10 protein-coding genes are annotated in these 13,223 nt (G+C 42.4%); 4 read left to right on the forward strand and 6 right to left on the reverse strand.

Features of this window, described 5'->3' with window-relative positions; genetic code table 11:
- Window positions 1-100: 100 nt before the first annotated feature.
- Complete coding sequence (locus VB083_RS04960; RefSeq protein WP_323401818.1) at window positions 101-1,165, reverse strand: hypothetical protein; 1,065 nt, start codon at window positions 1,163-1,165, stop codon at window positions 101-103.
- An 86-nt stretch (window positions 1,166-1,251) separates the two neighbouring features.
- Here VB083_RS04960 and asnS point away from each other — a divergent pair, with 86 nt between their 5' ends.
- The gene (asnS, locus tag VB083_RS04965) at window positions 1,252-2,556 is read left to right on the forward strand and encodes an asparagine--tRNA ligase (RefSeq protein WP_213691819.1); all 1,305 of its coding nucleotides are present in this window, start codon (window positions 1,252-1,254) and stop codon (window positions 2,554-2,556) included.
- 49 nt (window positions 2,557-2,605) lie between these two features.
- Window positions 2,606-4,342, forward strand: coding sequence for a PEP/pyruvate-binding domain-containing protein (locus tag VB083_RS04970; protein ID WP_213696003.1), 1,737 nt, complete (start codon window positions 2,606-2,608; stop codon window positions 4,340-4,342).
- Between the two features lie 55 nt (window positions 4,343-4,397).
- Here VB083_RS04970 and VB083_RS04975 read toward each other — a convergent pair whose 3' ends face one another.
- The 5 genes from VB083_RS04975 to VB083_RS04995 form a co-directional block, all read right to left on the reverse strand.
- Entirely contained in the window at window positions 4,398-5,678 is a 1,281-nt protein-coding gene (locus VB083_RS04975; RefSeq protein ID WP_213691821.1) for a Glu/Leu/Phe/Val family dehydrogenase, read from the reverse strand.
- Window positions 5,679-5,946: 268 nt separating this feature from the next.
- Entirely contained in the window at window positions 5,947-6,069 is a 123-nt protein-coding gene (locus VB083_RS04980) for a hypothetical protein (protein ID WP_307879550.1), read from the reverse strand.
- Window positions 6,070-6,305: 236 nt separating this feature from the next.
- Window positions 6,306-7,277: an RluA family pseudouridine synthase gene (locus tag VB083_RS04985; RefSeq protein ID WP_213696001.1), complete on the reverse strand. Its 972-nt coding sequence runs from the start codon at window positions 7,275-7,277 to the stop codon at window positions 6,306-6,308.
- Window positions 7,278-8,297 (reverse strand): 3'-5' exoribonuclease YhaM family protein, encoded by a 1,020-nt coding sequence (locus VB083_RS04990; protein WP_307879551.1) that lies wholly within the window; start codon window positions 8,295-8,297, stop codon window positions 7,278-7,280. It abuts the gene before it with no gap.
- Window positions 8,298-8,315: 18 nt separating this feature from the next.
- Window positions 8,316-9,527 carry a 2,3-bisphosphoglycerate-independent phosphoglycerate mutase gene (locus VB083_RS04995; protein ID WP_213699341.1) on the reverse strand — a complete coding sequence of 404 codons (1,212 nt, stop codon included), beginning with the start codon at window positions 9,525-9,527 and terminating at the stop codon, window positions 8,316-8,318.
- A 156-nt stretch (window positions 9,528-9,683) separates the two neighbouring features.
- On the opposite strand from VB083_RS04995, the gene VB083_RS05000 reads away from it, so the two are divergent.
- Window positions 9,684-10,895, forward strand: a complete 1,212-nt coding sequence (locus tag VB083_RS05000) for a pyridoxal phosphate-dependent aminotransferase (RefSeq protein ID WP_213701369.1) — start codon at window positions 9,684-9,686, stop codon at window positions 10,893-10,895.
- A 119-nt stretch (window positions 10,896-11,014) separates the two neighbouring features.
- Window positions 11,015-13,135: a CDC48 family AAA ATPase gene (locus tag VB083_RS05005; RefSeq protein ID WP_213690974.1), complete on the forward strand. Its 2,121-nt coding sequence runs from the start codon at window positions 11,015-11,017 to the stop codon at window positions 13,133-13,135.
- The last annotated feature ends 88 nt before the right edge of the window (window positions 13,136-13,223 follow it).

Raw genomic sequence — 13,223 nt, forward strand, 5'->3', positions numbered from 1 at the left:
GATGTCATGGCGGGTTTACCTCCTATATCCTTTATTTTGGTTGTTTGAGCAACACCAGTATAAAGGAGAGGTGCCCGCCTTTTTCATTATCTCTTTCACTTTACCTAAGTAAACGGAACGAAACTCTGGCCCATCTACAAAGAGGAGCCGCTCCACCATTGACAAATATTGGTTTTCGGGAAAGGAAAAGATTTTTTAGCACATTCGATTTTTCTTTAGAACCTATTAACATCTCGGCAGCAAGAAACCCCATACCATGCGGGATGTAAAGAGCATCTGCATTATGAAGCTTCTTTTCGTCTAGCTCTGAAAATTTCTCCACGGAGCATCCCAAATACGAAAAAAGCTGAGTTGCGTTATCGCCATTGAGGCAAAAAGCCGGGTGATCATAAATACCCACTGTTAAAGAAGGCAACTGTCGTCGATTTGAATCACTCACTGCCTCAAACTTCTCATCAATTCTCGACAATGTTGCAAAAGTAGCCCATTCCACTTGGTCAACAAGAGCTATAAGTTGGGCTGCTGCTGTCTTTAAAGACAATGCAACCTGTCTTCCCCTGTCTTCAAGCAAAAGGTGTAACAAAGAAACACTCTCTCGCTCCAGATATTTAGGAATATAGCCAAGGCCAATTAAAGGCGTTTTTCTTCCCTGTTCAATCTCTAAAAGCTGATACTCTCTGGGATTAAAGACAGACATATATAAAATAGCCAAGATAGAAGCACCGCCACCTGCTATGCCATTGCATTGAGAGACAATGTGTTCAACTGATCGGGCAGTAAGAGTCGCAGATGTATCTCCGTAAAGGACAGGAACAATTCCACATCCTAAAGCTCTTGCAATTTCAAGAGTATCAGACGATACTGTCAACGTATCTTCACGTTGACGTTCTCCGAGTGGCGCAACAATGAAATTGATTGCATCTTTTTGAGCAGCATGTTGAAAAAGGATTTTTAACGTTTTTTGGCTACCACAAAGAAAGGGATCAATAACTGTAACAGGTTGTGAGCATACAAGTTGTAAAATCTGGATGAGTTCTTCATCTGGCTCGGAAACGAAGATACGAACAGGATATCCCATTTGCTGCATTGCACTGATTATTAAAACTGCAGGAGGGATAAAACCCGTTCTTCTTTCATCCGCAATTATAAGTCGGGGAATATCCAAAGAAAACGCTCCTTTTTACAGATATGTGACTTAGTGTATCATATAAGTCACTCGTAATATACATGACAAGACGGAGGTTGGTCTAGATGTCCGAATCATGGATTTATATCAAAGATCTGGTCAAACATGAAGGCCAAAAGGTTACCGTAAAGGGATGGATGTACAACAAACGAAGTTCTGGGAAAATACACTTCCTTCAACTTCGAGATGGTACAGGAACAGTTCAAGGCGTTATGGTAAAAAAAGAAGTATCAGAAGAAGCTTTCGAAGATGCCAAACGGCTCTGGCTTGAAGCATCTGTGGAAGTCGAAGGCATTGTTCGGCTTGATGAACGGGCGCCATCCGGGGTGGAATTGACTGTCACAGCTTTACATGTTATTCAAAACCCCACTGAAGAATACCCGTTAGGGAAAAAGGATCATGGCATCGATTTTCTTCTCGATCACCGACATCTCTGGTTACGCAGCAGCCGCCAGCAAGCTATTATGAAAATACGGGAACGAGTTATTTGGGCAGCAAGAGAATACTTGCACAATGAGGGTTTTATGCTCATAGACAGCCCTATTTTAACCGGTTCTATAGGAGAAGGTGCATCAGGGCTTTTCGAGCTTGATTATTTCGAGGATACAAAAGCCTATCTTGCACAAACTGGACAGCTTTATGCAGAAGCAGCAGCTGCTGCTTTTGGAAAAGTCTATTGTTTTGGCCCTACATTCAGAGCTGAAAAATCCAAAACCAGACGGCATCTAACAGAGTTCTGGATGCTCGAACCAGAAGTTGCCTACTATGATCACGAAAAGAACATAGAACTTCAAGAGAATTTAGTCTCTTACATCGTGGAACAAGTGCTTCTCCATTGCAGGAAAGAACTTGAATCTATTGACCGCGATATAACGAAACTGGAAAAGGTAAAAGCTCCTTTTTATAGGATAACCTATGACAAAGCCATGGAAATGCTTCACGAACTCGGAAGTTCTACTCCCTATGGAGATGACTTTGGAAATGAAGATGAGACAATTCTTACTCAACAATTTGATAAACCTATCTTCGTAGAATGCTATCCCAAAAAAGTCAAAGCATTTTACATGAAAGAGCATCCTGAAAATCCAGATTTAGTATTGTGTGACGACTTGCTTGCACCTGAAGGATACGGAGAAATCATCGGAGGTTCTCAGCGAGAAGATGATCTAGAACGGCTTCTCGCCAGAATTCATGAAGAAGGTTTACAAGAAGAATCTTATGACTGGTATCTTGACCTGCGAAAATATGGAACCTTCGTCCATAGCGGCTTTGGAATGGGTATAGAGCGCGTTATAGCCTGGATTTGCGGTCTTGACCATATTCGGGAAGCTATTCCCTGGCCCAGAACTATTTATAGGATAAAACCATAATAATGTAATTATTATTTTATTATCAACGTAGAAAGGAGGCAGGAGGGCAATGTCATATCAAGAATTTGATCCCATTCCTGTTTATAGGCATTATAAAAGACTTATAGGCACAGGTAAGGTGGGAGGTAAGGCCAAAGGGTTAGCCTTTGCTCATACCATCATAACAGGCAGCACCTTCGAATCCTTTGTGGATCTGCCTCCTATAAACTACGTGATAACAACAGACATTTTTCAAGAATTTGTCGAGGATAATTTGATTAAAAAAATTCTTGCTGACGCAATTGATGCCGCTCCTGAAAGTAGTGAGGAAGACGGTGCTGAATATATCTTTGCCGTTGTTTCAGAAGCTTTTCGAAACGGAAAGGTCAGAGAGTCTTTCAAAAAAAACCTAATTAGTGTAATAGAAGAGATTGGAGACATTCCTCTGGCTATTCGTTCAAGCTCTCTTCTCGAAGACTCAAAAAAACTCTCTTTTGCAGGTAAGTACGGAACTCGTTTTTCTGCCAATACAGGGTCTATAGAAGAACGTTACGAAAAAATTGAGCTGGCTATACGGGAAGTTTGGGCGTCTCTTTACAATCCCGCTGCACGGGCATACAGGAAAAAACATGGTTTCTGCGACGAAAATGAAGCAATGGCCGTGATTATTCAACCCGTGATGGGAAAGCCTCACGGGAACATGTTTTATCCCGAAATAGCAGGAACTGTCTTTTCTAAAGTGTATAGAAGACCATCTACTCGCATAAAAAAAGATGATGGTATTATGCGCTATTGTTTCGGTATGGGAACTCGAACAGTAGACAGGGCAAAAGCATGTCAGGTTTTCTTGTCTCACCCCTCTCTGCGCCCTCAGGGGAACCAACCAGAAGATATTGCACAAACGAGCCAGATTGAATTTGACTTTGTTGACCGTAACAGAGGTGAATTTACAACAGCAAACGTAGGAGATCATCTTTCTTTTATTTTAAAAGAACATCCTATGGCTTCATCCTTTATAGAAATTTACTGTGATAATCTTCTATATTGGGCAGGATCAAGTCTTGGAAGAAAAGATGGATTACCTCTTTTTACATTTTCATCCTTTCCTCAAAGACATCCTAAATTTTTCTCTCGCATGAAGGATCTCGCCCACTTTTTGGAAGAATCTATGGGAATGCCTGTCGATTTCGAGTTTACCTACGACACAGCAAGTGAGCAATTGTTCATTGTACAGTTGCGTCCTTTAGCAGCCTATGAAGAAATGGCAAAAGTACGCATTCCAGAGGTCAGAGAAGATCAGATCATACTTAGAGGGAACAGAATGGTCAGCAATGGCCGTCTTGAACATATAAAACATATTGTATATGTAGACCCATATTTATATGGCAAAGATGACACTTTTTATCAAGTTGCCCGAGAAATAGGGCGAATTAATGAAAAACTCGCCGGAACTAACTATATTTTGGTGGGTCCTGGTCGATGGGGAAGTTCAAACCCCAAATTGGGAACACCAGTACGTTACAACGAAATCTGTAATTGCGGCTGTCTCATAGAAGTCGGAATCACAGAAAAAAACTATACACCTGAACTCTCTTATGGAACTCATTTCTTTTTAGATCTCGATAACGATGGAATTCTTTATTTACCTGTTTTTTCCGGTTTCAAAGACAACATCTTTAATCATGAATGGTTTAACACTGCTCCATACGAACAAAAGAGACACCCTGCTGTTCGATTTTACACTGGAGATTTTTCTGTTTTTTTGGATGGTGACAAGGAAAAGGGCGTTATCATAGTAAATGAATAAACCATAAAAAAAGGAGCGGCTAAAAACCGCTCCTTTCTCTGTACATAATTAAAACCTAAAGGAAAATACCTCTCATACGAACAGCATCTGCAACTCTCTGAATCGCTGCCATAAAGGCTGCGCGACGCATTCTTACGTTCTTCTCCTGAGAATAGTCCCAGACTTTCGCAAAGTTGCCCTTCATAATGCTGATCAGACGCTCGTTGTACTCTTCGATGCTCCAGAAATATCCACCAAGATCCTGAGCCCACTCAAAGTAAGATCCGATAACGCCACCGGAGTTGGCAAGGAAGTCAGGAACAATCATTACGCCTTTTTCATCAAGAATTGCGTCTCCTCCTGGAGTGAGAGGGCCGTTAGCTGCTTCAACAATATATTTTGCCTTTACTTTATCTGCGTTCTTTTCATTGATAACGCCCTCAAGAGCGGCTGGGATAAAGAGATCGACATCAAGGAAAAGAATATCGGTAAGACCCATCTTCTCAAGGCCAGGCTGCTCGTAACCTTCAAGAAGTCTCTTTGGATGAACGTTCTGTACATAGTTCATAGCCTTATCGATATCAATACCATCTTTACAATAGTATGTTCCTGTAATATCGCTGATACCAACTACTTTTCCGCCGGCATCCTGCAAGGTCTTGGCTGCGTAGGTTCCAACATTACCAAAGCCCTGAATTGCAAAAGTAGCGCCTTTTACGTCTTTTTTCAAAGCCTTGAAAAGCTCAAGAGCACATGTAGCAACACCGTAACCTGTTGCTGCTGTACGGCCCTTTGAACCCCACATGCCTATGGGTTTACCTGTAAAAATCGCAGGCTCAAGACGGCCTCTCATTTTGCTGATGGTATCCATGAACCATACCATCTCGGGACCACCTGTGTTCACGTCTGGAGCAGGAACGTCTGTCCATGCACCAACCATGGGCTCTATACGAGCAGCATATGTTCTTGCCACACGCTCTTTCTCTCGTTTTGACATTTCGAGAGGATCGCAGCAAACTCCACCCTTGCCGCCGCCGTAAGGAATACCAGCCAAGGAACATTTCCAGGTCATCATCATTCCAAGAGCTTCACATTCATCAAGGCAAACTTCCGGATGGAAACGGACTCCGCCCTTGGATGGCCCTATAGCCGAGGAGTGCTGTACACGATAGCCTTCAAAAACTTTGACTGTACCGTCATCCATCTCCACTGGAATAGAAACCGCTAATTTCCTTTCGGAATGACTTAAAATTTCGATAAGTCCATCTTCAAGACCCATCTCTTCAGCTGCTGCATAAAAGTTGTTCAGAGCTGTGTCAAGGAGCACATTAGAGGACGTACGCTTAACCACGGACATCTAACAAACACCTCCTGATATGCTGACGGCTCACGCCGCTAGTCGTGTTCCATTGAATGGAGCACTTTGTTGATAATGATATCACGAATTTTACATACCAACCAATAAAATACGCACTTTTCCTGCAAATAATCCTTAATACCTAAAAAAGGACTTCCAATCTGAAAAAAGTATAAATTATACTGTATTCTTTATTCAATCCTTTACATCAAAGAAGGGACTGTCCTTTTGAACAGTCCCTTCTTAATAGTTTATATTGTATCTCTTTTTAATGGCAGCTGCAACTACCACATCCCGAGCCTCGACTTGAGAGGGCAGAAACAACAACTAAATTTGCTGCCCACAAAAAGCCCTTCAAATCTATTACTACCTCGTCATTCTGAAAAGACATGAAATCAGGAATCCAAAGAGTTACACCATCTACATTGTATGAAGAATATCCTTCTTTTGCAGGTGGTTGTCCATTCTCAACGAGAACGGCTCGAACAGCGGCTCATCCTCCGCCTATATTTCTCTCAATAAGAAATCCTTCTCCCATTTTTGACAGTCGTTCAAAAGCCTTGTCAGAAACCGATATTTTTAAATCTCTCATTCGCTACACACCTCCATACCCCTTGTCTGTATGTATTATACCCCCTTGCAGTATTTCTGCCAACCCTTAATTTGCAAAAACTTATAAAAAAGGTTGTCAGGCTCCGCAGGAAATACTCTTCCCTCTAAATACTCAAGAGGTGCTTTCATATTATGAAAGGAAATGGACCAAGCATGAAGAAGAGGGTGACTCAGGTGGATTCGCCTATACCATTCTTTATTGACAGCAGACGCTCCATATTTGACATCGCCAACGACAGGGTAATTCAAAGAGGCCAAATGCACTCGTATTTGGTGAGAACGTCCCGTCAATAAATGCACCTTTAGAAGAGAATATTTGTCATCTCCTGCTATCTTCTCAAAATGGGTGTGAGCCACCTGCCCCGAAGGATCAACTTTTACAATATTTTTATCCCTATCTTTAAGCAAGGGCAATGTAATATCTCCTTCCTGAGGCGTTTTTCCATATACTGCAACTAAATATGTTTTTCGTACATCATCATCCCTAAAAGCTCTTTGAAGCTCCCTCACTGCCTGCCCATGAAGAGCCACTACAACAAGACCAGTTGTATTCCGATCAAGACGATGTACGGCACAGGCACGAAAATCTTCTTCGGGAGGCACTTCTGCCCAAACCTGCTCAATAAGACTCTCTTCTCCACTTTCGTCAGGTTGAACAAGAAGGCCAGCTCTTTTGTTAAGAACCATAAGAAATTGATCTTTATAAACAACAGCAAGGGGAATTCTTCTCTGTGTTGTCTTTTTCTTTTCATTTTTTTGCATTGCGAAACTATGATTATGTTCTTCTGGCCTCTCCCAAGGGACATAAACAGATTGTCCCTCCTCCAAACGGACAGAGCACGCAACCTTTTTCCCATCTACTCGAACAAGCCCTTTTCTAATTCCCTTCATCATTGCTCCAAGGGGAAGAGTTGGCCACAATGTTCGAATGACTTTATCCAACCTTCTTCCGTCATGATGCTCGGAAACAGTAAAGGTATAAGACATTTAATTTTGCTCCCATTTCCAGAAACGCCGCTGAGCAGAGTAGTTCCATTCAGATATCTCTTTGCCATCGTCAATCTGATCAACAGCATCACGCCAACAATAGAGCTTAAAGTCAAGTTCATCTGCGGCTGACACAATCATCGCCTCTGGAGTGGCAGGAACGACTGGAGATCCGAATTCTTTGCTTCCATGGTGACTTACGATGATATGACCTAAAGCTGATGCATATTTATCTTCGAGGCCAAACTCTTCTACGAGGCGAGAAAGACGATGATACCCCAAAACAATGTGATCTATAACTGTTCCCTCTACCGTCATTTCTGGAGCAGGAGAGAGTTTATACGAATCGACTTTACCAATATCGTGAAGGAGAGCTCCTGCTACAACAAGATCTCGATTCGCCCCGTACCCTGATTTGCTACTGGCATCAGCCATGGAACAAGCCAACCGCGCAACACCGAGTGTATGCTCTAGCAATCCGGAAACATAGGCGTGGTGGTGAGAAACAGCCGCTGGCCAATCCTTAAACTGTTCCCAGAAAATACCGCTAAAAACAAATTTTAAGAAGTCGTGAACTGGAGATGCACAACTATCAATAAGAGACCCAAATTCAGCTTCCATCTCATCTAAAGGGAACGGTGACCTTTGCACAAAAGAATGAGGCGGATATTGATTTTGATCTACATAATAAATAGCATTGAAGTTGTATTGTAGCTGCCCCCGGAATTCGGAAACTTGCCCCAGCACTCCAATAGTCTGACCTGAGAGATCAGATACTTCTTCCCATTCCAGGGGATCTATTGTTTTCTGAGGATCCGTTCTCCGATCCCACCACTGAGCATTGCCCCATATTTTCCCTTCGATAACTCCGTCGCTATCCATAAGAGAAAGTTCCCAATATGTTTTGTTATTTTTGTCCTTTTTAGAAATCAGTTTGCTAACAACACCGAGACAATAAAATTTATTGTCTTTTTGTAGTTTTTTAATCGAACTAGTACTCAAATATCCTGATTCAGCCACGATAACACTTCCAATCTTCTATGCACCATATTTATTAAGCTTCAAACCGTGAGCCATCATAAGGCCAATAAGTTTATCTCCCTGCATACGTCCCAACGTCCCTGCTGAGCAGGCTTTCTCTCCAAATTCTACAGCATTGCAACGTCGTGCAAAGGGGCTCCACAACAAAAGAGGAACTTCATGCCAAGAGTGACCAGAAAGAAAGGAAGGCGTGCTGTGATCGCCAGTAATAGCTAACACATCTGGTTTCAAATCAAGAATTTTGGGCAAGAGACGGTCCACTTCTTCTATAATTTTTACCTTTTCAGCAAAGTTACCATCTTCTCCACGGCTGTCTGTATATTTTACATGAACATAAAAATACGAGTAATCTTTCCAGTAGTTCCCAACAGCGTCAAATAACTGTTCCAGCGTCTCTCCGGCATTTCCGATTTCCATGCCAACCAAGCGTGCAAGCCCTCTATACATAGGATATGTTGCCAACGCCATAGGTTTTATTTTATAAAGCTCCTTCAATGACGGAATGTGAGGGGCAGAAGAAAATCCTCTCAACAAACAACCATTGGCAGGATTCTCATCCTTCAAAACTTCCCATACTTTTCTAATAAAAGCATTTATAATTTTTTCCGTACGAAGAGCTTTTTCATTACGTGCTTCTGCCCAGCGCATAGGGAGCCCTTCTTTTTGTGGATCAGCGTCATTTACTTCCTCAGAAAGGTTTTCTCCTGAAAAGACAACGACGAAACGGTGCTCTCTACCTGGATAAAATGTTACTTTCACATTTTCTATACTCTTTATTTCCTTCTGAAGCTTTTCAACAACTCGGGCACTCTCCTCTGAAGGAATCCTCCCCGCCCGTCTATCAAGAATAACGCCATCAGCATCGACCGTGCAGAAATTTCCCCGAGCGCAAATGTCCCCAGCCCCAACATGGGCTCCTACTCCAAGAGCTTCGAGAATTCCTCTGCCAATAGACCATGTCAATGGGTCATATCCAAAAAGAGAAAGATGCCCCGGCCCGCTTCCTGGAGTAATGCCTACATCAACCATAGAAAGAAGCCCTAGCTCGGATTCCGCGGCAAGGCGATCCATCAAAGGAGTTTTTGCTTTTTCAAGCTCCGTCAGACCATCTTCCCCAGGAAGTCCGCCAAGACCGTCCATAACAAGTAAAACCATCTTTTTTTCGTTCTCAATCGCTAATGATTGCAATAAATCCATACGGGAAATCATGCCTACACCTCCAAAACATTGCATTATATATCCTTCGGCTCTATTTTTCTTTACTGTATTCTATGCTTTGAGAATGAGTTAACGTTTTCACTCTCTTATGCTATCATTCAAAAGAGGTTCTGCTTCAAATTATACGTATAAGGGGGACGTTGTTACATGAGGTTTTCTAACAGAATCACCGCTATGCAGTCTTCTCCTATCAGAAGGCTCATTCCATACGCAGATGAGGCAAAAGCAAAAGGGAAAAAAGTGTACCATTTGAATATCGGACAGCCGGATATCAAGACTCCTCCCTCTTTCCTCCAGGCTATTAAAGATTTTGCACAGGATGTTATCGCCTACTCCACTTCTCAGGGCAGCAATGAACTTCGAGATGCCATGAGAAAATATTACGAAAGCTATGACATCCACTTCGAAAGAGATCACATTCTCGTAACAAACGGCGGAAGCGAAGCCATTATGTTTTCTATTATGGCTACATGCGACCCTGGTGATGAAATTCTTATTCCCGAACCTTTCTACGCTAATTACAACGCCTTTTCAAGATGCGTTAACGTCAATATTGTCCCAATCACTACAAAAGCTGAAGAAGGATTCCACCTTCCTCCGCAGGAAAAAATCGAAGCGGTCATTACTCCCAAGACACGATGCATTCTCATTTCCAACCCCGGTAACCCCACAGGTGCCATCTACACAATAGAAGAAATGAAGATGCTAGCCGACATTGCCAAGAAACACGACCTGTATATCATAGCTGACGAAGTCTATAGAGAGTTCGTCTATGACGGACTTAAATATACAAGTTTTGGCAATCTTCCTGACGTGGAAGATAGAGTTATTATCGTTGATTCCGTGTCAAAACGCTATAGCGCATGTGGAGCTCGCATCGGTTGTATAGCTTCGAAAAACGAAGCTCTTATGAAAGAAATTCTCAAGCTTTGCCAGGGTCGTCTCTGTGTTCCTACCATTGAGCAGGTAGGAGCTACTGCCCTGTATAGCACCCCCGTTTCATATCTTGAAGATGTAAATAAGGAGTATCAGACACGCAGAGACACTCTTTACAATGCACTGAAAGAAATACCCGGTGTCATTTGCGAACAGCCTAAAGGCGCTTTCTACGTTGTAGTCAAAATGCCCGTTGACGATGCCGAAAAGTTTGTCATCTGGATGCTTCTGAATTATGACATCAACGGAGAAACAATGATGGCTGCTCCAGCTGAAGGCTTCTACGGCACTCCAGGCCTGGGCAAAAACGAAGCTCGCCTTGCCTACGTACTCAACAATGAAGATCTTGTAAAAGCCATGAAAATTCTTAAAGGTGCTCTTGAAGCCTATCCAGGACGTGTAGAGCCTGTATCAGCTCAGTAAAAATCGGTAATTAAAAGACTAATAGAAACTTCTTTAAGGCCCTTTCCGGAAGATTCACCGGGAAGGGCCTTTGTGGTAGCATATACTCTGGTTGATTTTTTAGAAGGGAGCGCTTTTGAATGCCACTACGAGTCAAAGAAGCTCTATCGAAAGATGTGGGAAGGTGTATTGCACGAATAGACCCAGAAGATATTAAAAGATATGGACTGTCTGAAGGTCAAATCATAGAAATTGCAGGCAAAAGAAAGACTCCAGCCAGAGTATTGGCTTGCGATTCTGGCGATATGGGACAAAAAACGATACAAATCGATGGAATAACCCGAGAAAACGCTCGCGTAGGTCTCGACGAAAAGATTTCTATACGGAAGACTGACCATCACTTTGCGGGCAGCATTACTCTCCGCCCTCTGACGTCTACCCCTCTTCTCGAAAAAGAACGGGATTCCGTCTATCTTAGTTCTCTTCTTGAAGGTCTGCCTGTTGTAGAAGGAGATCGCATACGAACCAACCTTTACGGTACGAGGACATGTGATTTTCTTGTTGTTGACACTACGCCTAAGAATATTGTTCTTATCAGCAGTGCTACCTATATAAACGTTGAAAAACAAATGACAAAAGAACAAAAAGCTACACGTATCTCTTATGAAGACATCGGCGGTCTTGGGCCTCAAATACAGCGCGTTCGAGAAATGATTGAGCTTCCCCTGCGTTTTCCTCAAGTTTTTGACAGACTCGGCGTTCAACCACCCAAAGGAGTACTTTTATATGGCCCGCCAGGAACAGGTAAAACTGTTATTGCCAGAGCTGTCGCAAACGAAACAGATGTATATTTCACTCATATTTCAGGGCCTGAAATTATAGGAAAATTTTATGGAGAAAGCGAAGAGCGCCTTCGTAATGTCTTTGATGAAGCACAGGCACATGCTCCAGCTATTATTTTTATAGATGAAATAGATGCAATTGCTCCCAAACGAGAAGAAATGGGCGGGGAAAAGCAGGTGGAACGACGTGTCGTTGCGCAACTTCTCGCTCTGATGGACGGACTTGAATCTAGAGGACAAGTTATCGTTATAGGTGCCACCAATATTCCCAACACTTTAGATCCAGCACTTCGTCGTCCCGGACGATTCGACAGGGAAATTTCTGTTCCTATTCCCGACCGCAATGGACGTTTTGAAATTTTACAAATTCATACACGGGGAATGCCGTTGGCAGAAGACGTTGATTTAATGCGTCTCGCCGAAATTACCCACGGTTTCGTAGGTGCAGATATTGAAGCATTGGCCAAAGAAGCAGCCATGTCTTCCCTTAGACGTATTCTTCCCAGTATCGATTATGAAAAAGCCGATATTCCTTACGATGAACTCCTTTCAATGAATGTCTCTATGGGGAATTTTCTTGACGCATTGAAAGAGGTCGAACCATCTGCAATACGCGAAGTATTTGTTGAGGTACCTGACGTAACATGGAATGATATTGGAGGACTTGAATCAATAAAGCAAGAGCTTATAGAAGCTGTTCAATGGCCTCTTGAACACAGTAATGTTTATGAAAAATTTGGAATAACTCCACCACAAGGTATCTTGTTATACGGACCTTCCGGAACAGGAAAGACGTTGCTTGTTCGCGCATTGGCACACGAAAGCGGCGTTAACTTCATTCCTGTAAAAGGTCCTGCCCTTATGTCTAAATATGTTGGAGAAAGTGAAAGAGCCATTCGTGAAGTCTTCAAAAAAGCTAAGCAAGCTTCTCCTTCTATTCTTTATTTCGACGAAATAGAATCCCTCGTTCCTATTCGTGGACGAGATAGTGGATCTGGGGCCAGCTTCACAGAGCGTGTCATAAGTCAGTTTCTCGCAGAAATGAGTGGAATTGAAGAGCTTAAGGGAGTGACAGTCCTGGCAACAACCAACAGAATAGATCTTATTGATCCCGCTCTTCTGAGCAGCGGTCGATTTGATGTTGTTCTTGAACTTCCCATGCCTGATGCAAAAGCTCGACTTGAGATTTTCCAGATACATTTGCAGAAAAAGCCTCTAGCGGAAGACATTCATATCGAAGATCTGGTCTCTGTCACAGAAGGTCGAAGCGGTGGCGATATAGATTTTATATGTCGAAAAGCATCAGCTCTCGCTATTCGAGACTATCTTAAAAATGGGAAAAGCGATATTCCTCGTATTGAGAAAGAACATTTTGAAACAGCCTTATCCTTTTTAAAAAGCAATCTTCAAAAAGGATAAAAATCCATACTATACTAAAAAAGTAAGAGGGATCTTTCGTTAACGAAAGATCCCTCTTACTTTTTAAAAACACAGTTAAGCATATATG

Source organism: Aminobacterium sp., assembly GCF_034926885.1.
Lineage (GTDB): Bacteria > Synergistota > Synergistia > Synergistales > Aminobacteriaceae > Aminobacterium.